Here is a 25,195-nt window from a genome sequence, read left to right on the forward strand (position 1 = left end):
TGCCAGACGGGGCACGCGGCTTCGTCGGCGGTACCCCGACCACCGGCCACCAACCTACTTGGGGTTGGCCCCTCTCCTGCTGACGTGCCACCCGGGCTCCGGTTGCCCTCACCGATGCTCTTGGTCGTGAAAGGGCCCCGCCGGGTGTCATCCAGCGGAGACGACACCTCGCGGCGCGCCAGGGTTGGGCAGTCTTCAAGCCCCACAGCATCGCTAACCACCCCCGACCCGGCGGTTGGGGGTGGTTAGCGATAACGGGAGAGGGGGTCGGTGGTACTTGAAGACCACCACACCCGGCCGTCTAGTTCAGGCGCTTGGCGCGGGCGCGCTCGCGGCCGCGCAGGTGCGAGTCCAGCACCAGCTTGCGCACCCGGACCACGGTCGGCGCGACCTCGACGCACTCGTCGGAGGCGCAGAACTCCAGCGCCTCCTCCAGCGAGAGCTTGCGCGGGCGGGCCAGCGTCTCCATCACGTCGGCGGAGGACTGCCGCATGTTGGTCAGCTTCTTCTCCCGGCAGACGTTGACGTCCAGGTCCTCCGAGCGCGGGTTCTCGCCGACGACCATGCCCTCGTAGGCGTCCGCGCCGGGCTCCACGAAGAAGGTTCCGCGGTCGGCCAGCTGGATCATCGCGTAGGCGGTGATCGCGCCGGTGCGGTCGGCGACCAGGGAGCCGGTGTGCCGCGCCCGGATCTCGCCCGCCCACGGGTGGTAGCCCTCGAAGACGTGGTTGGCGATGCCGGTGCCGCGGGTCTCGGTGAGGAACTCGGTGCGGAAGCCGATCAGGCCGCGGGCCGGGATGACGTACTCCAGCCGGATGCGGCCGGTGCCGTGCCCGCCCATGGTCTCCATCTGGCCCTTGCGGTTGGCCATCAGCTGGGTGATCGCGCCCAGGTGCTCCTCGGGGGAGTCGACGGTCAGCCGCTCGAACGGCTCGCAGAGCTTGCCGTCGATGGTCTTGGTGACCACCTGCGGCTTGCCGACGGTGAGCTCGAAGCCCTCCCGGCGCATGGTCTCCACCAGGATGGCCAGCGCCAGCTCGCCACGGCCCTGCACCTCCCAGGTGTCGGGGCGCTCGGTGGGCAGCACGCGCACGCTGACGTTGCCGACCAGCTCGGAGTCCAGCCGCGACTTGAGCATCCGCGCGGTGATCTTGGTGCCACCGTTGCGGCCGGACAGCGGCGAGGTGTTCACGCCGATGGTCATCGAGATCGCCGGCTCGTCGACGGTGATCCGGGGCAGCGGGCGCGGGTCGTCCAGGTCGGCGAGGGTGTCGCCGATGGTGATCTCCGGGATGCCCGCGATGGCGACCAGGTCACCGGCGATGGCCTCCTCGGCGGGAACGCGGTCCAGCGCGTCGGTGATCAGCAGCTCGGTGATCTTGACGCGCTGGGTGGAGCCGTCCTCGCGGCACCAGGTGACCTGCTGGCCCTTCTGGATGCGACCGGCGTGCACCCGGCACAGCGCGATGCGGCCGAGGAAGCTGGAGGCGTCGAGGTTGGTGACCAGCGCCTGCAGCGGGGCGTCCACGTTGGCCTTGGGCGCGGGCACGTAGTCCAGCAGGACCTTGAACAGCTCGTCCAGGTTCTCGGTCTCCGGCAGCTCGCCGTCGCCGGGCTGGGCCAGCGAGGCGCGGCCCGCGCGGGCGGAGGCGTAGATGACCGGCAGGTCCAGGATCGCGGCCTGGTCGACCTCGATGCCGGCGGACTCCAGGTCGGTGGCCAGCTCCAGCAGCAGGTCGTGGGTCTCCTCGACGACCTCGGAGATCCGGGCGTCCGGGCGGTCCACCTTGTTGACCACGAGCACCACCGGCAGGCCGGCGGCCAGGGTCTTGCGCAGCACGAAGCGGGTCTGCGGCAGCGGGCCCTCGGAGGCGTCCACCAGCAGCACGACGCCGTCCACCATGGCCAGGCCGCGCTCGACCTCGCCGCCGAAGTCGGCGTGACCGGGGGTGTCGACGACGTTGATGGTCACCGGGCCGTCCGGGGTCTCCCGGCGCACCGCGGTGTTCTTCGCGAGGATGGTGATGCCCTTCTCGCGCTCCAGCTCGCCGGAGTCCATGACCCGGTCGACCAGCTCGGCGCGGGCGGAGAAGGCGCCGGACTGCCGCAGCATGGCGTCGACGAGGGTGGTCTTGCCGTGGTCGACGTGCGCCACGATCGCGACGTTGCGCAGATCAGTCCTGGTGCGTTCGGTCGTCGGTGCGGTGGGCACGCGGGGGCTCCTTGAGTGAAATGCCAGGGGGCGGCCACCGGCTCCTACGCGCACGTGACCCACTTGGAGGATAGCCGCTGACGGAGCGTGGTCCCTACCGCCCACAAGATCAGGCAAGCCTATCCTATCCTGTCTCCCACGGCACCGGACGACACGGGAGGGAGGGCGCGCGTGGGCAAGGGAAAGCTCAAGAAGAAGTGCTGCCGCTCGAAACCGCGATGCAAGCGTTGCCCAGTCCTCGCGTTATTGAAGGACAAAGAGAAGGCAAAGAAAAAGAAGAAGGGTTAAAGGGTTCCCGCCGACCCCCGACCCCGGGAAAACCGGCGGGACACGCGACCCGTGTGGCATGGGCGGACCTTTACGAGGCGGCGCCGAGCGCCTCGTTGTAGGCGAGCATCCCCTTGTCCGTCCTGGTACAGCTGAACTCGATCACCTGGTACCGGGCCATCCTGCGCAGTACCAACGGATCTCCGGCGAGCAGGGCGTCCAGTCTGCCCCGGGCCATCGGCCGCGCGATGATCACCCGGCCCTCGTCGCCAGGGCGCCTGCCGGAGGCCAGGAAACAGCCCGATTCGTACTGTTTGTTCGCCCACTCGATGTGTTCCGCCAGCAGATAGTCGATCTCGTCAATGGGGGCCGTGTAGGAGAGCATCGCTATATACATGCCGTAAAGGGTACGACCACCCGACAGCTTCGGCGACATTTGTCCATGCTAGGGTCCCAAAGTATGCACATTCTTGATCTGTGGTGGTGCCGCTCCCGGCGGCCATAAGGATCAATTGCGCATTCCTGACACCTCGGCCGCCGCGCAGGCGGCCTTCGCTGTGTCGAGGGTCTCCTCGCGGCCCACCCCTTGAGGAGCCTGTAGTGACCGAACTCTCCGGCATCAGGACGAGCGGCCCCGCGCACCTGGGCAACTACCTCGGCGCGGTACGGCGGTGGGCCGCCGGTCAACGGCCGGATGACGTGTTCCTCGTCGCCGACCTGCACGGCATGACCACCACGCACAACCCGCACCGCCTGCGCCAGTACGCCAGGCAGGCGTTCGCGCTGCTCATCGCCTCCGGCGTGGACCCGGCGCGCGCCCTGGTGTTCGTCCAGTCCGACCTCGTCCGCGAGCACGCGGCGCTGACCTGGGTGCTGGAGTGCACGTGCACCTACGGCGAGGCCAAACGCATGCGCCAGTTCCGGGAGAAGTCCGGCGGCCAGGACTCGGTGCGCCTGGGGCTGCTGACCTACCCGGTGCTCCAGGCGGCGGACATCCTGCTCTACGGCGCGGACCGGGTGCCGGTCGGCGAGGACCAGCACGAGCACATCGAGCTGGCGCGAGCACTGGCCAACCGCTTCAACGGCAACTACGGCGAGGTGTTCGTGGTGCCCGAGGGCGTGTTACCCGCGGTCGGCGCGGGCATCAAGGACCTGGCCGAGCCGACGCGCACGATGGCGAAGTCCTCCGGGGAGACGCCGGGCGTGGTGTTCGTGCTGGACTCCCCCGAGCTGATCCGGCGCAAGGTGGAGCGCGCGGCCACCGACGACCTCGGCACGGTCCGCTTCGCGCCGAAGGAGCAGCCCGGGGTCTCGAACCTGCTGGAGATCCTGGGCGCGTGCACCGGGGTGAGCCCGCGCGAGATCGGGGCGGACGTCGCCGACTACGAGCAGCTGAAGTCGACGGTGGCGGACGCAGTGGTGGAGGTGCTGCGGCCGGTCCGCGAGCGGATGACGGAGCTGCTCGACGATCCGGCTGAGCTGGACCGCCTGCGTGCGCTCGGTGCCGCCCGAGCCCGTGAGCGCGCGACGCCGCGCCTCGAAGCCGCGCTCAAGGTCGTCGGCCTGGGCTGAGCACTCCGACCTCAGGGCACTCCGACCTCAGGGCGCTTCGGCCAGGAGCGCCCTGAGGTCGGGCAGCAGCGCGATGTCGGGGTCGAGCCAGTCCAGCTCCGCCAGGCGGTCGGCCGGAACCCATTCCACGGCAAGGTGTTCCAGGGCTTCGGGCAGCTCGTCGGCGTCGGCGAGGGTCGCCGCGTAGGTGCGCATCAGGTAGCCCTTGGGCAGCGGCACGTCGGGGCCGATGCGCGCGCCGACCGCGATCCGCGCGCCCAGCTCCTCGACGCACTCGCGGACGAGCGCGGCATCGTCCGTCTCCCCAGCCTCGACGCGCCCGCCCGGCAGCTCCCACCGCCCGGCGAGGTGCTCGGGGTAGGACCGCTGCTGCGCGAGTATGTGTCCTTTGTGGACGATCGCGGCGGCGACAACGACCGGTGCGGCGCGAAGCTCGGCGACGCGCGCCCGCACAGCGGCTCCCCGTCGCTGCAACAGCCGCAGCACGAACCGCCGCATCAGCAGCACGTCGGCCACCGAACCGATCGGCCCCCACGGCGAAAGCCAGCGCACGGAGTCGGTGATCAGCGTCCCCGCGCCGGTCTCCGCCAGCGTGATGTCGTGCCTGAGCGCGCGCACGAGCTGGTCCGGCGAAGCCAGCTCCGAGGACAGGCCGGTGTCGTCAACGCGCACGATCTTGGTACGCATCGGAACGCGGGCGCCGAGCGCCAGCGGGACCTCGAAGCTCAGCACGTCGCCGACGCAGAGCAGATCGCCACGCGCTGTGGTGCTGGCGCGCGGACCGGTCGCCTGGACGACGGTGACATCGCGAACCGCGGCCGCCACCGTGCGGATCGGCGCGTCGACGAGCTGGGTGGACCTCAGAACCGGCACGTGCCCGATCTTGGCACGTCAGAACTTGTGGGTGTGCCAGCGGATCTCCAGCCGGGCGCCGCCCTCCGGCGAGGCGCCCGCGCGCACGCTGCCCTCCCTGCGGTGCACGACATCGGCCACCATCGCCAGGCCGAGACCCGCTCCCCCGGAGTCGCGGTCCCGCGCGCCGTGCACCCGGTAGAACCGGTCGAACACGCGCTCCCGGTGCTCGGGCGGGATGCCTTCGCCGTCGTCGTCGACCACGAGACGCGCTTGTGGCCCGGCGGGCAGCACCATGACGCGCACCTGCGTCCTGGCGTAACGGCGAGCGTTGCGCAGCAGGTTGTCCAGGACCAGCTCCACCTCCTGCCCGGTGGCGCGCACCCACACGGGCACGAACGTCTCCACGCGGACCAGCGGCCCGTCGTCCGGCTGGCGGCGCACGACGTCGCGGACGAGGCCGGTCAGCTCGACGGCGTCCACCGGCGGGAGCGCCGCCGTGTCGGAGCGGGCCAGCTTCAGCAGGTGGTCGACCACCTCGGAGAGCCGTTCCGCCTCGATGGCGACCTCTTCGAGGACTTCCTGCGCTTCGTCGGGATCGGGGTAGGCGACCGCGACCTCGGCCTGGGCGCGGATGGACGCGACCGGAGAACGGAGTTCGTGCGCGGCGGCGCCGCTGAACTGGCGCATCCGCTCCGCCGACTCGTCGCGGCGGGCGAGCAGGCTGTTCAGCGCCTCGGCCAGGGAGTGGAGTTCGTCGCGGGCTTCGGGAAGCGGCAGCCGCTCCCCCGCGGGCAGGGCTTGGGCGGCCGAGCGCATCCGTTCCACCGGCCGCAACGACCAGCGCACGGTGACCCACGCGGTGAACGCGACCGCTGCGGTGCCGAGCAGGGCCACGGGCACGAACCAGACGGCGATGTTCTCGAACAGCCGCAGGTGATCGCCCGCGTCCAGCCCGGCCAGCACGAGCCGCGGCGAGCCGTCTGGCGCGCTGACGACGTTCGGCTTCCACCTGGTCGAGTTGTAGTTGCGGTACACCGTCATCGGCCCGCCCGCGAGCAACGAGCGGACCTCCGACGGGTAGAGGTCTACTGGACTGTTGCCGTCAAGGGGCTCCCCCGCCGTGTTGAGCACGCGCACCAGCACCGCGCCCTCCTGGGTCGGGGTGGGCTTGCCGTCCGCGACCGAGCTTGACGCGGCCAGCAGCACGCCCTGGAGCTGGTTGTCCATCTGATCGGTGAGGCCCTTGGTCAGCACCGTGGCCATCACCTGCGCGAGCACCAGGAAGCCGCCGAGCGCCGCCGCGGCGGCGACCATCGTGATGCGCCCGCGCAGACTGCGGCCGCGCCACCAGCGCAGAACCCTCATGTCTCGGCGGCGGTCTCGTCGACCGCGAGGTAGCCGTGACCCCGGACGGTGCGCACGAGGTGCCCGGCTCCTGCGGCGTCCAGCTTGCGGCGGAGGTAGCCCACGTACACCTCGACGGCGTTGCGGGTGGCCGCCTGCTCGTCGCCCCAGACCGTGCGCAGCAGGTCGTCCTTGGCGACGACGGTGCCCGCGCGCCCGGCGAGCGCGGTGAGCAGGGCGTACTCCCGCGGGCTCAGCGGGACCGGCTCGCCGTCCCAGATCACCTCGCGCGCGGCCTGGTCGATCTCCAGTCGGCCCAGCCGGAGCCGGGACCGGCCAGAGCCGCCCTCGGCCGCGTTGCGCCGCAGCAGCGCCTTGACCTGCGCGACCAGCACCATGAACGAGAACGGTTTGACGATGTAGCCGTCAGCTCCGAGGTCGAGCCCGTCGGCCTGGTCCACCTCGCCGTCCTTCGCGGAGAGCATCAGCACCGGGGTGGTGACGCCGTCCGCGCGCAGGTGCTGGAGCACCCGGTAACCCGACAGCCCCGGCAACATGATGTCCAGCAGGACGAGGTCGAACGCGCCGGTCAGCGCCGCGCGCAGGCCGCTGGGCCCGTCCTCGGCGGTGACCACGTCCATGCCCTCGGCGCGCAGTCCCCGCTGGAGGGCCCTGCGCACTCCGACCTCGTCGTCCACTACGAGCACCCGTGGCTTCACGTGCACAGCATGCCCTTAGCTGAGAGTCTTGGGGTTCACCCTCTCAGTGCTCTCTCAGCCTGCGGCAGCGGTCTCAGGTCTATCTCAGCGTGGTGCGTGCACTGTCGTCATCACGGAGGGAAACCCGTCCGAGGAGGAGACGAACATGGATCGGAAGAAGGCCACAGTCGCCGCGGCCGCGGTCGGCGCGCTCGCCGGTGCGGTCGGGCTGACCGTGCTGGCCATGCCATCTGGTGCGGGTGCCGCCCCCGTGCTGCCCCCGGTGAACCCGGAGCAGCTGGTGCAGTCGGTGCTCAGCCAGAAGGAGATTCCGGCGCTGGGGGGCACCGTCGAGGGCAAGACCAACCTCGGTATCCCGGCGATCCCGAATCTCCCGCAGGAGCTCAGCGGGATGTCCGCGAAGGTCTGGTCGGACGGCACCGGCAAGTCCCGCGTGTCCACCAGCAAGACCGGCAGCGAGAAGATCGCGGTCAACGACGGCACCACCGCGTGGAGCTACGACTCCAGCACGAAGGTCGTCACGAAGCACACCTACGACAAGTCGAAGGCCCCGAAGGAACGCCCCTCGGAGCTCAACGACCCCGCCGCCGCGGCCAAGCAGATCATCGACGTGATCCGGCCGAACAGCAGCATCTCGGTGGACGGCACGGCGAGCGTCGCCGGCCGTGACGCCTACGAGCTGGTGCTCGCCCCGGCCCCGACCGAGCGCACGCTGCTGCGCGAGGTCCGGATCGCCGTCGACGCCGAGAAGCGGATCCCGCTGCGGGTGGTCGTGCTGGCCAACGGCTCCAGCGACCCGGTCGCCCAGTTCGGCTTCACCAAGCTGGACATCGGCGCGCAGGACCCGAAGCTGTTCACCTTCACCCCGCCCGCGGGCGCGAAGGTCGAGGACTCCACCGGCAAGTTCAAGGACTTCGAGAACTCCCACCGCGAGGAGTTCGAGAAGAACCGCAAGCCGGGCGAGACCCCGAAGCTGCCGGACAACGACCTGTTCAAGGTCATCGGTGAGGGCTGGGACACCACCGTCGCCGGGCGGCTGCCCAAGCAGGACCAGCTGCCCAAGAACGACCCCAAGAACGACAAGGCCCAGGGGCAGAACCCGATGGACCTGGTCAAGCAGTTCGGCACCAAGGTCGAGGGACCGTGGGGCAAGGGCTACCTGATCACGACCAAGGTCGGCACCGGCCTGCTCACCGAGGACGGCCGCTTCGCCGCGGGCGCCGTTCCGTCCCAGGTGCTCATCGAGGCGATCGGCACCGTGAAGTGAGCTTGAGCACCGAGCCGCTTGCGGCGACCGGTGCGGTGGGGGCGGCCCAGCAGGCCGCCCCCGCCCTCGCGGCCCGTACCAGCGGACTACGCAAGGTCTACGGACACACCGTCGCGGTCGACTGCGTCGACCTGGAGGTCCCGCAGGGCGCGGTGCTCGGCCTGCTGGGGCCCAACGGCTCCGGCAAGACCACAACGATCAGGATGCTGCTCGGCCTGACCCGGCCGAGCGCGGGCAGCGTCGAGCTGCTCGGGGTGCCCATGCCGGACGGCGCGGACCGCGCGCTGCCGCACGTGGGCGCGCTGGTGGAGGGGCCGGGGTTCCACCCGTTCCTGTCCGGGCGGGAGAACCTGCGCCGCTGCGCCGCCGCCGAACCGCTGCTGCCGACCGAGGGGATCTCCAGGGCCGTCGACGAGGCGCTGGAGCGGGTCGGGCTCGGGCACGCGGCGACGCGGAAGTACCGGGGGTACTCGCTCGGCATGAAGCAGCGGCTCGGCCTGGCCGCCGCGCTGCTGGTGCCGAGGCGGCTGGTGGTGCTCGACGAGCCCACGAACGGGCTGGATCCGGCGGGTACCAGGGAGATCCGCGCGGTGATGGCCGAGCTGCACGGGTCCGGGACCACGGTGGTCGTGTCCTCGCACCTGCTCTCCGAGGTCGAGGCGACCTGCACGCACGTCGCCGTGCTGCACCAGGGCACCGCGGTGGCGCAGGGCTCGCTCGCCGAGCTGCTCGACGCCGGGACCCCAACCCTCACAGTGTCTACTGAGGACGTTCAGATCGCGGTGGACACTTTGCGGGACAACAGAATTCCATTTTGGTCCGATGTGGACAGTGTGCGGGTAGAGCTGGTGACGGCTACTCCGCAGCAGGTGATCGAGAAGCTCGTGCTCGCCGGGGTGGGCGTGCGTGAAGCGCGTCGTGAGCGGACCGGTCTTGAGGAGCTGTTCGCCCGGCTGACCGAGTCCGACGTGCGGGAGGGGTCATGACGACGGCATCGATCGCTTCGCCGCAGCTGCTGGAGAGAACCCCTCGGGCACCGCTGGGCAGGCTGTTGGGGGCGGAGCTGCGGTGGGTGCTGCGGCGGCCGAGGACGCTGGCGGCGTTCGGGGTGCTCGCGCTGGTCCCGCTCGGGCTCGGCCTGCTGATGTCGATGATGGACTTCGGTGCCGCTCCGCTCCAGGGCCCACCGGTGCTGGCGTCGTTGCTGGGCAACGGGATGGTGCTGCCGCTGGCGGCGATGGGCATGGCGATGCCGCTGCTGATGCCGATGATCGTCTCGATGACCGCGGCGGACGCGATCGCGGGCGAGTCGTCCCACGGCACGTTGCGCGGCCTGCTGATCGCCCCGATCGGCCGCACCAGGCTGGTCGTCGTGAAGGCGGTCGGCGTCGCCGCGGTGACCGCGCTGGCAGTCGCGGTGCTCGCGCTGCTCGGCATCACAGCGGGCGTGGCTTTCACCGGCACCACCGAGTTCACGTCGCTGTCGGGAACCTCGCTGACCTTCATGGAGGGCATCGGGCGCGTCGGCGTCGCGGCCGCGTGGGTGTGGCTGCAGATGTTCGCGGTGGCGGCAGTCGCGCTGGCGCTGTCCTCGCTCACCGACCACCCCCTCGTGGTGCTGGCGGTGATGATGGGCACGCTGATCGTGTTCGCCGTGCTCGGGGGGATCGGCGACCTGTCGTGGCTGCACCCGGTGTTGCTGACGACCGGGTGGATGTCGGTGATCGACGTGATCCGCGACCCGATGGAATCGACCGCGCTCGTGGAGAGCTCGGTCCGCGCGCTCTGCTACATCGTGATCGGCCTGTCCGCCACGATCGCCCGCATGGCCACCAAGGACAGCTGACCCTCAGCCCGGGTTAGGGCGTCTTCAAGTACCCCCAACCCCCTCCCCAGCGATCGCTAACCACCCCCAACCCCCGTTCACTCGGGGAGGTTGGGGGTGGTTAGCGATGGGTGCAAGCGGGGTTCGGGGGACTTGAAGACCTCCGAACCACAGTGCGGGCAGCGGACGGGCTCAGCCGAGGTGGTCTTGGTGCGGCCGAAGAATGCGGCGATGTCGGGGTCGGCGGGGTGGTGCCAGACTTCTTCGGGCGTGCCTGTCTGCACGATCTTTCCTTTGCGCATCAAAGCGATGCGGTCGGCCAAGGCGAACGCTTCGTCGTGATCGTGGGTGACCAGGAGCGCGGTCGCCCCAGCCCGGCGCAGAAGCACGGCGAGGTCCGCGGCGAGTTGCTCGCGCAGTGCGCGATCCAGCGCTGACAGAGGTTCATCGAGCAGCAACAGCTTCGGCCGCGGTGCGAGGGCGCGCGCCAACGCCACGCGCTGCTGTTCTCCCCCGGACAGCTCCGTGGTGCGCCGTGAGCCGTACCCGGGAAGGCCGACCAGGTCGAGGAGTTCCGCGACGCGCTCGGCCTGCGCCTTCTTGTCCGCGCCCCGCATGCGCAGCCCGAACGCGACGTTGCCCGCCACATCGCGATGCGGAAACAGTTGGCCGTCTTGGAAAACGAGACCGAAGCCGCGCTGGTGGACCGGCACGTCGGCCAGGTCCGCACCGTCCCACTGCACGGTGCCGGAGTGGGCGCGCTCCAGACCCGCGACGGCGCGCAGCAGCGTCGACTTGCCGCAGCCGGAGGGGCCGAGCAACGCGAGCACCTCTCCGTCCGCGATCTCCAGGTCCACATCGGACACGGCGACCGTTTGTCCATAGTGGACGTTCAAGGTGCTGAGCCGGAGGCCCATCAGAACTCTCCAAGGGCTTCGGTGCCGACGCGGACACGCTCGATCAACGCGACGGCGGCGACTGTGACGATCATCAGCAGCACGCAGGACGCATAGGCCATCTGCACGTTCAGCTCACCCGGCCGGGAGATCAGCCGGGAGATCGCCACCGGCAGCGTCGGCGCGTCCGGCCGCACCAGGAAGCTGGTCGCCCCGAACTCGCCGAGCGCGACCACGTAACCGAATCCCGCCGCGGCGAGCAGCGACCGCCCCACGAACGGCAGGTCGACCTCGCGCCACACCCGCAACGGCGAGGCGCCGAGCGTCGCGGCGGCCTGACGGAGGCGGTCGTCGATCGCCCGCAGCACGGGCAGCACCGTCCGGACGATCAACGGCATCACCACGAGCGCCTGCGCGAACGGCACCAGGATCGGCGACGAGCGGAGATCACCGGGCAAGGCGTCCATGGTGACGAGGTAGCCGAAGCCAACGGTCACGGCGGACACCCCGAGCGGGAGCATCAGCGCCATGTCCATCGCCTCGGCGAGCCGTCCGCGACGCCGCCGGAGCTGAGACAGCACAACCGCCGCGAGGACCCCGAGGACCATCGCGAGGAGCGTCGCGTCGAAAGCGGTCCGCAGGGAGTTCAACGCGGCATCCAGACCCGACACGCCCAAGGTAGACCGCGCCGCATCGCCCGCGAGCGCCGCGTAACCGGCAAGACTCCAACCGTCCCTTGTGGACAGTGATTGACTGATCAACGAGAAGACGGGCAGCAGCAACAGCACTACGACAATGACTGCCGCCGCAACCACGATCCACTCAGCGCCTTCGGGACGCCGAGCCGTCTCTGTACGGCTGCGCAGCGCCAGCGCGGTCTCGCGCTTGCGCCGCGCGATGGCTCCAACGAGAAGCGCGCCGACCACGGCGACGAGCTGCAGGAGCGAGAGAGCCGCGGCGCCGGGAAGGTCCAGCAACTGCACGGTGCGCAGGTAGATCTCGGTCTCCAGCGTCCGGTACTCGGAACCCCCGAGCACCAGGACCACTCCGAAACTCGTTGCGCAGAACAGGAAAACGACGGCGAGGGCCGACCCTATCGCGGGCGCGAGCGCGGGCAAAGTCACCGAAGTGAAGGCGCGCCAACGGGAAGCACCCAGCGCACGCGCGGCGTCCTCGGCTCGGCGATCGAGGTTCGCCCACAGGCCGCCAACCGTCCGAGCGACCACTGCGACGTTGAAGAACGCGTTGGCCAGCACGATCGCGACCACACCGCCATCGCCGAACGTCGAGCGGAAAGCCATGCCCACCACCAATGTGGGCAGCACGAACGGGATCGTGACGATCAGCCGGACCAGCGCCCGCCCGCGCACCGCACAGCGCGCGAGCAGGTAGGCCACCGGAAGCCCGGCCAGCAGGGCGACCACTGTGGACGCTGCCGCCTGGCCGAGCGTGAAGGCCACGAGCTCCCAGGTCTGCGGGTCCGCGAGCACCGCGCCGACCCCGGACTCGCTCAGCCCCAGGCCGAGGATGGCCGCGACCGGCCAGGCGAAGAACACGACGAGGAACAGCAGCGGAACCACTGCTCCCACGCCGAGAAGAGCCTTCGTACCGCGCACCGTCAGCCCTGCACGATGGACCGCCACAGGGCGAGCCAGCGCTCGCGGTCGCGATCGACCTGCTGCGCGGGCAGCTCCAGCGCCTTGGTCGGCAGTGGCGCGGCGACCTGCCAGGACTGAGGCAGGGCAACGCCTTCGCGCGTCGGGTAGACGAACATCTGCTCGGCCAGCTGCGACTGCACCTTGTCCGACAACAGGAAGTCCACGACCTTGCGCGCGCCGTCCGCGTTCTTCGCGCCGTTGAGCACACCCGCGTACTCCACCTGCCGGTAGCACCCGTTGAGCAGCGCCTTGGTGCGCGGCTTGCCGTCCTGACCGACCTCGGCGGACGGCGATGAGGCGTAGGACACGACCAGCGGGCGCGGCCCCTTGCCGGAGGAACCGGAGAAGTCCTTGCTGTAGCTCTCCTCCCAGCCGCTGGCGACCTTGACGCCGTTGGCCTTGAGCTTCGTCCAGTACTCGGCCCAGCGCTCCTCGCCGAAGGTGGCGACGGTGGCGAACAGGAACGCGAGGCCGGGCGACGAGGTCGCCGGGTTCTGCACGACGAGCAGGTCCTTGAACCGCGGGTCGGTCAGGTCCGCGAGCGAGGTCGGCTCCGGAATGCCGCGCTGGGCGAGGAAACCGGTGTCGATGTTGAGACACACGTCACCGACGTCGACCGCGCTGAGCCGGTCCTCACCGCCCGCGACGGCGTAGCGCTGCGCGCCCTTGGCAGCCTCCGGGCTCTTGTACGGCTGGAGCAGGTTCTGGCCGAGCGCGCGGGAGGCGTAGGTGGAGTCGATGCCGTAGACCGCGTCCGCCAGCGGGTTGCCCTTGGTGAGCACGAGCTGGTTGGTCATCTCGCCCGCGTCGCCGCGCCTGCTGATCTCGATGGTGATACCGGTGTTCTTGGTGAACTCGTCCAGCACCGGCTTCGGCAGCGCGAACGAGTTGTGCGTCACGAGGACGACCTTGTCACCGCCGGTCGCCGCTCCGTTGCCGCCCGTCAGCGAGCAGCCGCTGACCAGCGCGAGCACCAGCAGCGCTCCGAGTGTTCTGCTCCGCACTTCGTCCCTCCTGGTCGCCGTTGTCGTGACCACGAGGCACCGCGAGCGGCGCGCAACCTCCCTACACCGGCATGATCCGGATCAGGTTCGTACGGTCGAGGGCTGGCGGCCCTCCTCTCAGCCCGGCATACCGGGCTCCCGTGGCACCCCCAGCCTACGTCGGACTCGCGTGCGGCGGGAGCCAGGACCACCATGGACGCATGGCCGAGCTGCTGAACGACGAACAGGTGACCGAGGCGCTGAGCACGCTCCCCGACTGGCACCAGGCGGACCGGGAGCTGGTGCGCACCGCCGAACTGCCGAGCTTCACGGACGCGATCCGGGTGGTGAACCGCGTCGCGGAGATCGCGGAGAACGACAACCACCACCCGGACATCGACATCCGCTGGCGCACGCTGACCTTCCGCTGCTCGACGCACTCCGAAGGCGGCATCACCGCGCTGGACGTGTCGCTGGCCGAGGAGATCGACGGCGTGCTGGACGCACTGAGCTGACCGTCCACATAGGACGCGCCAACGGCGAGACTCGCCGTTGGCGCGTCCGTCACAGCAGATCAGCGGCGGAACGGCCCCTTGACCTCGAAGGTGATCCCGTCGGTGACCGCACCGGAGAGCCCCCTCTGCGAGGAGAAGTAGAGCCGCGTGCCGTCCGGGCTGAAGGTCGGCCCGGTGACCTCAGAGCTCGCGTGCTGGCCGACCAGGCGCAGGAACGGCGCCACCACACCCTTGGGCGTGATGACGCACATCTCCATGTTGCCGCCGTCCTCGGCCACGTAGAGGTCGCCGCTGCCCGCCCGCGTGATGTTGTCGACGCCGAAGAGCAGCGGCGGCTGCTGGGGCTGGTCGGCGCCGTTGTAGGCGAGGTCGAGGCTGCTGTTGCGGGCGTCGTAGGTCCACACCCGGCTGTCCCCCGCGGTGGTGAACCAGCACGTGCCGTTGGCGTAGAAGCAGCCCTCTCCGCCGAAGAACTTCTTCATGCCCGGGACCTGGAAGCGGGTCTCCACCGGATCACCGAACGGATCGGGCACTGGTTTCCAGGTGACCGGGCCGCAGGTCAGGTCGTCCGGCGCGCACAGCACCTCGACGCGGCCGGAGGACAGGTTCGGCCAGGCGTCCGGGATGAAGCGGTAGAAGCCGCCCTCCAGCTGGTCCTCGGTCATGTAGATGACCTCGCGCTCCGGGTCGACCGCGCAGGCCTCGTGCATGAACGTGCCCATCGCGGGCCGCACGACCGCCTTCTTCCGGCCCCACGGGTCGGTCTCGTAGACCTGACCGCGCGGCACCTCCTCGCACGAGAGCCAGGTGTTCCACGGCGTCGCGCCGCCCGCGCAGTTGGTGTCCGTCCCGTGCAGCACGCTGTAGGCGTCGGCGACGCTGCCGTCCCCGCGGAACCGGATCGCGCTCACACCGCCGAGCAGCCCCTGCGACTTCGGCAGTTCGCTGTTGGCGACGTAGATCCACCCGCCGCCGTCCCGGAAACAGGCACCCGCGTCCGGCGCCCCCGGCCAGACGTAGTCGGTGCCCGCCACCTTCTGCCCGGCCCGGCCGATCACCCGGCTGGCGAAGCCCTTCGGCAACATCACCCCGTTGGCGTCGGCGGGCAGCAGGTCACCGTACGGGCTCGGTCCGGGCTGCGCCCCCGCCGCGAGCGCCCCGTGCCACGACGCCCCACCGAAGGCGGCGGCTGTCGCGCCCACCACCGCCGCTCGAAGAAATCCTCGACGTTCCACGTGCAATCTCCCCAGATTCGTCGTCCGGCAGCTGCCGGACCGATCGATCCTGACAAGAGCGCGCGTGTGGCCACCACACGTTTCAAATCCCCTGACTCAGGGATACGCACGTCTCACATGTCTCACACGTTGAAGCGGAAGTCCACCACGTCGCCGTCGGCCATCACGTAGTCCTTGCCCTCCATGCGGACCTTGCCCGCCGAGCGCGCCGCGGCCATCGAACCCGCGTCGACCAGGTCGGCGAAGGAGACGATCTCCGCCTTGATGAACCCGCGCTCGAAGTCGGTGTGGATGACCCCGGCCGCCTGCGGAGCGGTCCAGCCCTTGCGGATGGTCCACGCGCGGGACTCCTTCGGCCCCGCGGTGAGGTAGGTCTGCATGCCGAGCGTGTGGAAACCGGCGCGCGCCAGCGAGTACAGGCCGGGCTCGTCCTGGCCGATGGTCTCCAGCAGCTCGCGGGCGGACTCCTCGTCCAGCTCCAGCAGCTCGGCCTCGACCTTGGCGTCCAGGAAGACCGCGTCGGCCGGGGCGACCAGCTCGCACAGCTCCTTCTTGCGGGCCTCGTTGGTCAACACGCCCTCGTCGGCGTTGAAGACGTAGAGGAACGGCTTGGTGGTGAGCAGGTTCAGCTCGCGCAGCTCGGTGACGTCCACCTCGGCCTGCGCCGCGAAGAGGGTGCGACCGCCGTCGAGGATGTCCTTGGCCTGCTTGGCCGCCTCCAGCGCCGCGCGCCGGTCCTTCTGGACGCGGGCTTCCTTCTCCAGCCTGGTGAGCGCCTTCTCCAGGGTCTGCAGGTCGGCGAGGATCAGCTCGGTGTTGATCGTCTCGATATCGGACACCGGGTCGAAGTTGCCGTCGACGTGGATCACGTCCGGGTCCTCGAAGACGCGGACGACCTGGCAGATCGCGTTCGCCTCGCGGATGTTGGCGAGGAACTGGTTGCCGAGCCCCGCGCCCTCGGACGCGCCGCGCACGATGCCCGCGATGTCGACGAAGGACACGGTGGCGGGCACGATCCGTTCGCTGCCGAAGATCTTCGAGAGCTGGTCGAGCCGCGCGTCGGGCAGCGGGACCACACCGACGTTGGGCTCGATCGTGGCGAACGGGTAGTTCGCGGCGAGCACGTCGTTGCGGGTCAGCGCGTTGAACAGGGTGGACTTGCCCACGTTGGGCAGCCCGACGATGCCGAGGGTGAGACTCACGTCCAGGGAGTCTAGGTGCCCGCCCGAGCCCGTCCGGCCACGGGCGGCGCAACCGGGTCACCCCCGGTTATCGCCGCGGCCGTTTTCCGCCAGCCGGGCCTCGCCGGTGCTGGCAGCATCGGTGTGGTGCTGGTCGATTCAGAGCGTGCCTACCGGGCCGTCGCCTCTCGCGACGCCCGCTTCGACGGCTGCTTCGTGCTGGCCGTCCGCACCACGGGCATCTACTGCCGTCCGTCGTGCCCGGCGATGACGCCGAAGCGCCGCAACGTCGAGTTCTTCCCGACCACAGCCGCGGCCCAGTCCTCCGGCTACCGGGCCTGTCGGCGCTGCCTGCCCGACGCGGTGCCCGGCTCCCCGGAGTGGAACCTGCGCGCCGACCTCGCGTCCAGGGCGATGCGGTTGATCGGCGACGGCGTCGTGGAGCGCGAGGGCGTGCCCGGCCTCGCCCGCAGGCTCGGCTACTCCGAGCGGCACCTGTCCCGGGTGCTCACCACCGAGCTCGGCGCCGGACCGCTCGCGCTCGCGCGGGCGCACCGGGCCCACGCCGCGCGCACGCTCATCGAGACGACGGCGCTGCCGTTCGCCGACATCGCCTTCGCCGCCGGGTTCTCCAGCGTGCGCCAGTTCAACGAGACCATCCAGGCCGTCTTCGCCGCCGCACCGTCCGCACTGCGCGCGGGCGCGCAGAAGCGCCGCAGGTCGGACGCACCGGCCGAGCCCAGGACCGGAACGATCACCCTGCGCCTGCCGTTCCGCCCGCCGATGGACGCGGACGGCCTGCTGGCGTTCCTCGCCGCACGGGCGATTCCGGGCGTGGAGCACGTCGAAGCGGGCGTCTACGCCCGCGCGATCGCGCTGCCGCACGGCTCCGCGACCGTGCACCTGGAGCCCACGCCGACCCATGTGCACTGCCGCCTGCACCTGGTCGACCTGCGCGACCTGGGCGCGGCCGTGTCCAGGGTCCGCAGGCTGCTCGACCTCGACGCCGATCCGCTCGCCGTGGACGAGGTGCTCTCCGCCGACGCCTCCCTCCGCTCGCTCGTCGCCGCGACGCCCGGAATCCGGGTGCCGGGCACCATGGACGCGCACGAGATGCTGGTGCGCGCCCTGCTGGGGCAGCAGGTGTCCGTCGCCTCCGCCCGCACCGGCATCACCGCGCTGACCCGGGCGCTCGGAACGCCACTTCCCACCACCGAGGATCAGCTGACCACGCTGTTCCCCACCGCCGAGGCGATCGCCGCCCACGGCGCCGAGGTGCTCACCGGCCCGCGCAAACGCGTCGAGACGGTGATCGCTGCCTGCGCCGCCCTGGCCGACGGCTCGCTGGAGCTGCACATCGGCCGCGACGACACCGAACTGGTCGCCGAGCTCCGGGAACTGCCGGGCATCGGCCGGTGGACCGCCGACTACGTGGCCATGCGGGTCCTCGGCACACCGGACGTCCTGCTCGCCACGGACACGGCCATGCGCAAGGGCGCCGGAGTGCTCGGCCTACCGTCCGATGTGGACGGTCTCCGGACCCGTGCCAGGTCCTGGCGTCCCTGGCGGTCCTACGCCGGAATGCACCTGTGGCACGCCGCCGCGCTGGCCGCGTCCCCCTCGACAGCAAGGAGAACCGCATGAGCACGGCCACCAGGTCCACCACGGCCAGTACCGCCACCGTGGAGACGCCGATCGGGCCGTTCACCGCGATCACCGCCGAGGACGGCGTCGTGCTGGCCTCGGGCTGGACCGGTGCCGTCGACGACCTGCTCGTGGTGATCTCACCCGCGCTGCGCCCGACCGAGGTCACGCCCCGCGCCGAACTCGGGGCCGTCACCAGGGCCGTGCGCGACTACCACGCCGGTCAGTTGGACGCGGCGGCCGAAGTGCCGGTGCGGCAACGCGGCGGCGAGTTCATGGAGCACGCGTGGACCATGCTGCGCACCGTGCCCGCGGGGAAACCGGTGACCTACGCCGACTACGCCACCCTGTCCGGGCGCCCCCAGGCGATCCGCGCCGCCGCGTCCGCGTGCGCTCGCAACGCCGCCGCGCTGTTCGTCCCGTGCCACCGGGTCCTGCGCACCGGTGGTGGGATCGGGGGCTTCCGGTGGGGAGTCGAGGCCAAGCGCTGGCTGCTGGACCACGAGGACCGGGTGTGACGTCGTTCAGCCGGTGACCACCTCCAGACTGGAGCCGGTGGTGTCCCGCGCCTTGCGCACCCGGAGCCGGGTGGGGATGCGCTGGCGCAGCTCCTCCACGTGCGAGACCAGCCCCACGACGCGGCCACCAGCCCGCAGCTCGTCGAGGGTGTCCATCACGAGGTCCAGGGTGTCCGCGTCGAGGGTGCCGAAGCCCTCGTCCACGAACAGCGTGTCCAGCAGCGCGCCGCCGGTCTCGGCCGCGACCACGTCGGCCAGGCCCAGCGCCAGGGCGAGCGAGGCGAGGAAGGACTCCCCGCCGGAGAGCGTTTTCGCGGGTCTGGTCCGCCCGGAGTAGCCGTCGAGCACGTCGAGCCCGAGCCCGCCGCGCGTCCCCCTGGCACCGGCGGCGTCGGAGTGGACGAAGGCGTAGCGCCCCTGGCTCATCCGTTGGAGGCGCGCGGTGGCCGCGACCGCGACCTCCTCCAGCCGGGCGGCGAGGACGTAGGACCGCAGCGACATCTTCCTGGTGTTCTGCCCACGTCCGTTGACGACGTCGGTGAGGGCGTTGAGCTCCGCGAACTCGGCCTCCAGCGGAGCCAGCACCGTCCGGGCGGCGCGGAGTTCGGCGCCGAGCCTGACCACGTCGTCCCGTCGTCGCTGCGCCGCGTTCAGCTCGCTGAGCGCGAGCGCGGCGGCCCGACCGGCCTCCTGCGTCGCCACCTCGGCTTCGGCCACGTCAACCTGGGCACCGGGATCGACCTCGGCGAGTTCGGGCTCAGCCAGCACCGATCGCGCAGCCGCTTCCCGGCGGTCCAGCTCGCGGATGCGGTGCTCCAACTGCTCGCAGTCGGGGTCCTTCAACACCGCGTCCAGCGCGGCGTCGAGGCGGTCAAAACCCGCTTCGGCGACGGCGGAGAGCACCGCGGCGCGCTGGCGGTCCACGCGTTCCGCGGAGTCCACGAGCGCCATGCGGGCGTCGACGAGTGCGCTCAAGGACTTCGCCGTGTCGAGAAGACCGACCCGCCGCGCCGATACGTCCGGGTAGTCACCGCGCGCCTCGTCCAGCCGTGCCGCGCGACGTTCGATCGTTTCCGCGAGCGCGGCCTGTTCGGTGCTGCGAACCGCGACCGAGCGATCGGCCTCGGCGTGTTCCCGGCGAGCCTGGTCGAGCTTGCTCTCCAGCTGTTCCAGTTCCGCCACGCGCGTTCGCACCGCGGCCGCCGCGGCGTTGGCCGCCCGGTGCTGCGCCTCGACCTCGGCCAGCAGCTTCTTCAGTTCGTCGGCACCCCGGCCGTCGAGCCGCTCGCGGAGCGCCGCGACGCCTCGTTCGGCGGCCTGGACCGCCTCACTGGCCGCATCACGGCGGCGGAGTGCTTGCTGCTCAACGCTTTCCGCCCGGCGTTCGTCGGCTTCGGTGACCCGCTCAGCCGTGCCGCTCGCGGGTGCCGGGTGTTCCGCTCCACCGCACACCGGGCACGGCTGTCCATCGGCGAGACCTTCCGCCAACTCGGCCGCGATGCCCTGCAAGCGGCGTTGCCGCAGGTCGAGCAGGAGTTCGCGGGCGTTCTGGTGCTCATCGACCGCCCCTCGGAACGCCGTGGACGCCCGCTCGTGGACGCTCTCCGCCTCTGGCAGCGCCTCCGCGTCGCGCACCAGTGAACGCAGTTGGTCGCGCTGCCCGGCGAGGTCGGGCAACCGGAGCGCCGCGGTCCTCGCCTGGTCGACGGCCGCCCGGCAGGCGGTGATCCGCTCGGGCAGACCGCTCACGATCTCGTCGAGCTCCTTGGCGCGCCTGCGGAAGGTCTCCAGCTCCCGGTCCAACCGCGCCACGCGGTCCTGATCGCGTTGCTGCTGCTCGGCCTCCACGGCGAGCTCGGCGAACTGACCGGCCAACTCCTGGTTCGCCGCCGCCCTGACCCGCAACTCCTCCACCGAGCTGCCTTCGTCGCCGACCCGGGCCGCCGCCCGCTGCACCGCGTCCTGCGCCCGCCGCAGCTCGGCTTCGGCCCTGGTGAGCACCGCGTGCGCCTCGCGGACCGGAACCGCCCTGCGCGCCGCGGTCAACGCCACGGCCCACGCCTGCCGCTCGAACCGCCTTTCGTCCACAGTGGACAGTTCGGCGGTGGCGACGCGGACCCGGCGGACCCGATCGGCGAGTTCACGGCGCCGGACGAGCTCCGCGTCCGCACGCTGGTGCGCGTGCTTCGCTGCCCGTTCCCGCTCGGTGGCCTGCTCGACGGCGGCCACGCAGGACGCGGTGAGCCCGTCGAGCCAGCCGTCCTCCTCCTCGGCGAACTCGGTCCCGGCAGCCTGCGCGATGCGCTCGGCCAGCAACCGCGCGCCGTGCTGCCGCTCTTCGAGCTTGCGCCCGGCGTCCCTGCGGTGCTCCATGAACCACAGCTCGACCTCGCGGAACCGTTCCGTGTCGAACAACCGCTCAAGCAGCTTCTCCCGCTCCGAGGTCTCGGCGCGCAGGAACCGGGCGAAATCCCCCTGCGGCAACAGAACGACCTGGAAGAACTGCTCGGCGCTCATCCCGAGCAACCGCTCGACGGTCCTGGCCACCTCGTCGATCCGGGTGACGCCCTCGCTCGCGTGACCGGGCGGCACATCGCTGAGCCAGGTCAGCGACGCCTTGGCGTTCTGCGTCGTCTCGCCGCCACCGCGCCGCTTGGGCCGGAGGTACTCCGGGCTCCTGGTGATCAGGAGCCGGTGCCCCTGGAGGCTGAAGTCGAGCACGACCTCCGTCGGGGTGTCCGCGTCGGCGTAGTCGCACCGCAGCCGCTTCGCCTCGTTCCGCGCGCCGGGCACCCGGCCGAACAGGGCGAACGCCACCGCGTCGAGGACAGTGGTCTTGCCCGCCCCGGTTTCCCCGTGCAGCAGGAACAGGCCGTCCTCGCCGAGCGCGTCGAAGTCGACCTCCTCGCGCCCCGGATAAGGGCCGAAAGCGGCGAGTTCGAGCCGGTGCAACCTCATACCTGGACCTCGGTTTCCCGGACCGACTCGATCGCCGCGTCCAGCAGCCGCCGCTCCCGTTCGTTCGGTTCGGCGCCGCGGCAGTCATCGACGAAGCGACGGGAGATCTCGACATCACTGCGCCCGCGCACCGCTTCCACGTAGCGCAGCGGCGCGTCGTCCGCACCGGCCGGGCGGAAGTCGATGTGCACCGCGTGCGGAAAGCGCTGGTGCAGTCGCCGCATCGGGTCGAGCGGGCGCACCCGGTCGGTGAGCACGACGGACAGGTACCGGTCCTCCAGCTCCGAATACGCGGGATCGGCGAGGAGGTCGTCGATCGCACCGGACACGGTGGCGAGCCGACGTGGCACCGGGAGTTCCGCGCGCCGCACCCCGGCCAGCCCCGAGGCGTCCAGGTCGACCAGCCACACCGATTTGCGGTGCGTCAGCTCGGAGAACGAGTACGCGAGCGGGCTGCCGGAGTAGCGGAGGTGGTCCGCGAGCACCTGTGGTCCGTGCAGGTGCCCGAGCGCGACGTAGTCGACACCGTCGAAGACCGCGCCGGGAACCTGTTCGACACCGCCGACCGCGATCGTGCGCTCGGAGTCGCTGCCCGCGCCGCCGGTGACGAAGGCGTGCGCGACCACCACCGACCGCGTCCCGGGAGCACGTCCACCCAGGTCCTCACGGACGCGACGCATCGCCTCGGTGAGGACGGCGGTGTGCCCCCGCCCCTCCGTCATTCCCAGTGCTCTGCGCGCGGGATCCGGATCGAGGTAGGGAATGCCGTAGAACGCAACGGCTCCGTGCTCGTCGGCGAGCAGAACCGGTTGGTGCAGCGAGGAAATCCTGGTGCGCAGGTGCAGTCCGCCCGCCGCGGCGAACTCGGCGAACGCGCCCATCCTCGGCGCGGAGTCGTGGTTTCCCGAGGTGATCACGATCTGCGCACCCGCGTCGCGCAGCGATCGCAGCACGAGCACGCACGTCTCGACCGCCTCGGCCGAGGGCACCGCACGGTCGTAGAGGTCACCCGCCACCACGACGACGTCGACCCGCTCCGCGGCCACCAGGTCGGCGAGACCGGTGAGCACGGCGGTCTGGTCGGCCAGCAGATCCCTTCCGTGGAAGGTGCGGCCGACGTGCCAGTCGGAGGTGTGCAGCACTCGCATGGCAGTCACGTTAGGCCCACCCGCCGAGAATTCCCGGCAATACCAAGGGCAAGTCGCGGCCTGGGTGGAATTCCTCTCACGGGAGTTGTCCGGCCATCGACTCGCGTTTTGTACTCACAGCGCGCTTTCTGCCCGGTCAGGGACTGTGTTGTGAGCAGGAAACGTTGCTCTCAGCGGCGCTTCTGGCTTCGGGTCGTTGTCTAGACACGGTGAAACAAATTCCACCCACACCCCACCCCGGCTGCACTTTGTCGGTCCGGCGGTCCATCATCGCCGTGTGACCTCCGTTGTGATCACCGCTCTCGCCGTGCTGGCCCTGCTGATGGCCGGCGCGCTGTTCATGCTGTGGCGGCTCTACACCGACGGCGTTCGGCGCACCGACATGGCGATGGCCATGGTGGAGACCGAACGCGGCCGGGGCCGGGAACAGCAGGCCGCCCTGCGCAGGTACGAGGTGGCCTTCTCCTCGGTCAGCGGCCGGGGTGAGCTCGGCGAGCAGGTGCTGGTCGAGACCGCGCGGGCGCTGGGCCTGCGCGAGGGGTTGCACTTCACGCTGCAGACCGACCTCGCCGGTGGTGGATCGGCGAAGCCGGACCTGTTGCTGCTGGTCGGCGGCGACCGCAGGGTCCCGGTCGACGCCAAGGCCAGCATGGCCTGCTGGGCCGAGGCGGTGGAGACTGACGACGCCGCCGAGCGGGCCGACGCCCTCCGGGTGCACGTGCGCAACATCCGGTCGAGGGCGGCGGACCTCGCGGGCAAGGGTTACCAGCGGTGGGCCGACGCGATCTACGGGACGATCATGTTCGTGCCGTCGGACGCGGCGGTGGTCGCGGCGCTGGACACCGATCCGAACCTGTTGCGGTGGTTGCTCGACCGGCGGATTTTCCTGTGCGGCCCAACGGGTTTCGCCGTCCTGGCCTCGGCGGCGCTGTTCGCCTCGACCGAGCGGACGCTGGTCGAGGACATGGAGAACGTGCGCGCGCAGGCGGCCCGCGCGCACCGGTCGGCGGGCAACGCGGTGGAGGCGGCCAACCTGGCGAGCACCCACCTCCAGCGGTTCCTGTCGGCGCGACGCCGGGAACTGGACGCCCTCGACAGCTTCCGCGGCGCGGCGCAGCCGCTGACCGAGGCGGCGGCCAGTCCGACACCGATCCCGGCCGTCCGCAACGCCGACGAGCTGTTCGGCACGGGCAACGGCGAGGTGGCGCGCGAGGGCGGCGGGATCGACGGGCAGGGGATCGACGGGCAGGGGGTGGTCGGCGACGGACGCTGACCGGGTGACCTGAGCGGCCGACATCACCGTTTCGGGTAAGCCCGGACTTCTCAATTGCGAACGCGTTCTTCATGTTCACGCGAATGCCGCTGGTGAATGACGTTCCGGCGGAGTGACCAAGTCTTCCGGATCACTCCATGCTGCGGACGTTGACTCCGCACGGACTAACGTGGAACGTGTGACCGCCACACGCGATCGTCGAAGCGACGCCGGGCCAGACCCGCGTTGGGCGCTGCGCTCCGCTTTCAGCGACAACGGCATACCGTGGTGGGCTGCCGCTTTGCTTGCCTTCGGTGTGTCGGCGGTCATCGCGCTCATAGCGGGACCGGACGGCTTCCTGTTCTCCGCGTTCTTCTTCCTCAGCTGTGCGGCCGCCGCGGTGATGGTGCAGCGCATCGCCATCTTCGGTCCGATGGTGCAGCCACCGCTGGTGATGGTGGGCGCGGTGCCGATCGTCGTGCTGCTCTCCGGTTCCGGCGGCGAAGGGCTGTCCGGCAAGGCGCTGAGCATCGGCAAGCCGCTCATCGAGTCGTTCCCGACGATGGCGCTGACCACCGCGGTCACCGTGGGCGTCGGCGTGTACCGCATGTTCAAGGAGCGCGCGCCCCTTGAGGACGACGTGGCCGAGGCGGAGCCGAGGCGCTCCTCGCGGCCGTCCTCCGCGCGGCCGACGCGGGACGAGCGGCGCGAGGACCGCTTCGACGAGCGCGGACGCGGGCGGGATGAGCGCGGTCAGGGCGAGCGCGGGCGCGACCAGCGTGTGCAGGGCGACCGCGCGCCGCGTGAGCGGGCCCCGAGGCCGCCGCAGGCGGACCGGCCGCGCCCGGCCGCGCGCGAGCGAGGCGAAGCCGACCGCGCGCCCAGGCCCGCGCGGGGTCAGCAGGACCCGCGTGGCGCTCGGCAACAGCCACCGCCGTCGCGCGCGCCACGTCCGGGCGGACAGGGGCAGGGGCAGCAACCGCCCCCGCGCCAGCAACCGCCGCGCCCAGGACCGGCGGGCGGGCGACCTCAGCGACCGGGTCAACAGCCACCACAACGGCGGCCCCGGCGGGACGACGACTACTGAACGGCCACAAGAACGACGAGAGCCCGGTGACCGCGTCACCGGGCTCTCGCGTTGGTAGG

The 25,195-nt window shown here is 70.9% G+C and carries 20 protein-coding genes, 1 pseudogene and 1 riboswitch; of the genes and pseudogenes, 9 read left to right on the forward strand and 12 right to left on the reverse strand.

The annotated features are described in order from the left end of the window. Positions 1 to 301: 301 nt before the first annotated feature. On the reverse strand, positions 302 to 2,212 hold the full coding sequence (gene typA, locus NLX83_RS05155; RefSeq protein WP_254233714.1) for a translational GTPase TypA: 1,911 nt from the start codon (positions 2,210 to 2,212) through the stop codon (positions 302 to 304). A 358-nt stretch (positions 2,213 to 2,570) separates the two neighbouring features. Then, positions 2,571 to 2,876: a YciI family protein gene (locus NLX83_RS05160; RefSeq protein ID WP_254233715.1), complete on the reverse strand. Its 306-nt coding sequence runs from the start codon at positions 2,874 to 2,876 to the stop codon at positions 2,571 to 2,573. A gap of 203 nt (positions 2,877 to 3,079) precedes the next feature. Here NLX83_RS05160 and trpS point away from each other — a divergent pair, with 203 nt between their 5' ends. Continuing rightward, positions 3,080 to 4,051, forward strand: a complete 972-nt coding sequence (gene trpS, locus NLX83_RS05165) for a tryptophan--tRNA ligase (protein ID WP_254233716.1) — start codon at positions 3,080 to 3,082, stop codon at positions 4,049 to 4,051. A 27-nt stretch (positions 4,052 to 4,078) separates the two neighbouring features. Here trpS and NLX83_RS05170 read toward each other — a convergent pair whose 3' ends face one another. The 3 genes from NLX83_RS05170 to NLX83_RS05180 are packed head-to-tail and all read right to left on the reverse strand — an operon-like array spanning position 4,079 to position 6,969. Further along, positions 4,079 to 4,924: an NUDIX domain-containing protein gene (locus NLX83_RS05170; RefSeq protein ID WP_254233717.1), complete on the reverse strand. Its 846-nt coding sequence runs from the start codon at positions 4,922 to 4,924 to the stop codon at positions 4,079 to 4,081. An 18-nt stretch (positions 4,925 to 4,942) separates the two neighbouring features. Beyond that, the gene (locus tag NLX83_RS05175) at positions 4,943 to 6,271 is read right to left on the reverse strand and encodes a sensor histidine kinase (RefSeq protein WP_254233718.1); all 1,329 of its coding nucleotides are present in this window, start codon (positions 6,269 to 6,271) and stop codon (positions 4,943 to 4,945) included. Continuing rightward, entirely contained in the window at positions 6,268 to 6,969 is a 702-nt protein-coding gene (locus tag NLX83_RS05180; RefSeq protein ID WP_254233719.1) for a response regulator transcription factor, read from the reverse strand. The genes NLX83_RS05175 and NLX83_RS05180 overlap by 4 nt, the downstream gene beginning before the upstream one ends. A gap of 145 nt (positions 6,970 to 7,114) precedes the next feature. Between NLX83_RS05180 and NLX83_RS05185 the strand changes: the two genes are divergently transcribed. The 3 genes from NLX83_RS05185 to NLX83_RS05195 are packed head-to-tail and all read left to right on the forward strand — an operon-like array spanning position 7,115 to position 10,082. Continuing rightward, positions 7,115 to 8,236 carry a LolA family protein gene (locus NLX83_RS05185; protein ID WP_254233720.1) on the forward strand — a complete coding sequence of 374 codons (1,122 nt, stop codon included), beginning with the start codon at positions 7,115 to 7,117 and terminating at the stop codon, positions 8,234 to 8,236. Between the two features lie 2 nt (positions 8,237 to 8,238). Continuing rightward, entirely contained in the window at positions 8,239 to 9,222 is a 984-nt protein-coding gene (locus NLX83_RS05190; RefSeq protein WP_256562987.1) for an ABC transporter ATP-binding protein, read from the forward strand. Beyond that, the gene (locus tag NLX83_RS05195) at positions 9,219 to 10,082 is read left to right on the forward strand and encodes an ABC transporter permease subunit (protein ID WP_254233721.1); all 864 of its coding nucleotides are present in this window, start codon (positions 9,219 to 9,221) and stop codon (positions 10,080 to 10,082) included. Before NLX83_RS05190 ends, NLX83_RS05195 begins: the two co-directional genes overlap by 4 nt. Before the next feature lie 170 nt (positions 10,083 to 10,252). On the opposite strand, the pseudogene NLX83_RS05200 reads toward NLX83_RS05195, so the two are convergent. The 3 genes and pseudogenes from NLX83_RS05200 to NLX83_RS05210 form a co-directional block, all read right to left on the reverse strand. Then, positions 10,253 to 10,978 (reverse strand): annotated as a pseudogene (locus NLX83_RS05200) (ABC transporter ATP-binding protein); the annotation flags it as partial. Continuing rightward, positions 10,978 to 12,537, reverse strand: a complete 1,560-nt coding sequence (locus NLX83_RS05205; protein WP_254236087.1) for an ABC transporter permease — start codon at positions 12,535 to 12,537, stop codon at positions 10,978 to 10,980. The pseudogene NLX83_RS05200 and the gene NLX83_RS05205, both read right to left, overlap by 1 nt. A 38-nt stretch (positions 12,538 to 12,575) precedes the next feature. Beyond that, positions 12,576 to 13,619, reverse strand: a complete 1,044-nt coding sequence (locus tag NLX83_RS05210; protein WP_254233722.1) for a thiamine ABC transporter substrate-binding protein — start codon at positions 13,617 to 13,619, stop codon at positions 12,576 to 12,578. A gap of 41 nt (positions 13,620 to 13,660) precedes the next feature. Beyond that, positions 13,661 to 13,771: riboswitch (TPP riboswitch) on the reverse strand. Between the two features lie 48 nt (positions 13,772 to 13,819). Here NLX83_RS05210 and NLX83_RS05215 point away from each other — a divergent pair. Continuing rightward, positions 13,820 to 14,113 carry a 4a-hydroxytetrahydrobiopterin dehydratase gene (locus tag NLX83_RS05215; protein WP_254233723.1) on the forward strand — a complete coding sequence of 98 codons (294 nt, stop codon included), beginning with the start codon at positions 13,820 to 13,822 and terminating at the stop codon, positions 14,111 to 14,113. Between the two features lie 59 nt (positions 14,114 to 14,172). Here NLX83_RS05215 and NLX83_RS05220 read toward each other — a convergent pair whose 3' ends face one another. Both NLX83_RS05220 and ychF read right to left on the reverse strand, forming a co-directional pair. Next, complete coding sequence (locus NLX83_RS05220) at positions 14,173 to 15,348, reverse strand: alkaline phosphatase PhoX (RefSeq protein WP_254233724.1); 1,176 nt, start codon at positions 15,346 to 15,348, stop codon at positions 14,173 to 14,175. A gap of 122 nt (positions 15,349 to 15,470) precedes the next feature. Beyond that, positions 15,471 to 16,550: a redox-regulated ATPase YchF gene (ychF, locus tag NLX83_RS05225; RefSeq protein ID WP_254233725.1), complete on the reverse strand. Its 1,080-nt coding sequence runs from the start codon at positions 16,548 to 16,550 to the stop codon at positions 15,471 to 15,473. Positions 16,551 to 16,676: 126 nt separating this feature from the next. On the opposite strand from ychF, the gene NLX83_RS05230 reads away from it, so the two are divergent. After that, positions 16,677 to 18,173, forward strand: a complete 1,497-nt coding sequence (locus NLX83_RS05230; RefSeq protein WP_254233726.1) for an AlkA N-terminal domain-containing protein — start codon at positions 16,677 to 16,679, stop codon at positions 18,171 to 18,173. Continuing rightward, the gene (locus NLX83_RS05235; RefSeq protein WP_254233727.1) at positions 18,170 to 18,691 is read left to right on the forward strand and encodes a methylated-DNA--[protein]-cysteine S-methyltransferase; all 522 of its coding nucleotides are present in this window, start codon (positions 18,170 to 18,172) and stop codon (positions 18,689 to 18,691) included. Before NLX83_RS05230 ends, NLX83_RS05235 begins: the two co-directional genes overlap by 4 nt. A gap of 6 nt (positions 18,692 to 18,697) precedes the next feature. Here the strand turns inward: NLX83_RS05235 and NLX83_RS05240 are convergent, their stop codons facing one another. Both NLX83_RS05240 and NLX83_RS05245 read right to left on the reverse strand, forming a co-directional pair. Continuing rightward, entirely contained in the window at positions 18,698 to 21,649 is a 2,952-nt protein-coding gene (locus tag NLX83_RS05240) for an AAA family ATPase (protein WP_254233728.1), read from the reverse strand. Next, a complete protein-coding gene (locus NLX83_RS05245) occupies positions 21,646 to 22,797 on the reverse strand; it encodes an exonuclease SbcCD subunit D (RefSeq protein WP_254233729.1) in 1,152 nt (383 codons plus the stop codon). The genes NLX83_RS05240 and NLX83_RS05245 overlap by 4 nt, the downstream gene beginning before the upstream one ends. A 322-nt stretch (positions 22,798 to 23,119) precedes the next feature. On the opposite strand from NLX83_RS05245, the gene NLX83_RS05250 reads away from it, so the two are divergent. Then, positions 23,120 to 24,070: a DNA recombination protein RmuC gene (locus NLX83_RS05250; RefSeq protein WP_254236088.1), complete on the forward strand. Its 951-nt coding sequence runs from the start codon at positions 23,120 to 23,122 to the stop codon at positions 24,068 to 24,070. Positions 24,071 to 24,248: 178 nt separating this feature from the next. Next, the gene (locus NLX83_RS05255; protein WP_254233730.1) at positions 24,249 to 25,136 is read left to right on the forward strand and encodes a DUF6542 domain-containing protein; all 888 of its coding nucleotides are present in this window, start codon (positions 24,249 to 24,251) and stop codon (positions 25,134 to 25,136) included. The last annotated feature ends 59 nt before the right edge of the window (positions 25,137 to 25,195 follow it).

It is taken from the genome of Allokutzneria sp. A3M-2-11 16 (assembly GCF_024213555.1).
In the GTDB taxonomy this organism is placed as follows: Bacteria; Actinomycetota; Actinomycetes; order Mycobacteriales; family Pseudonocardiaceae; genus Allokutzneria.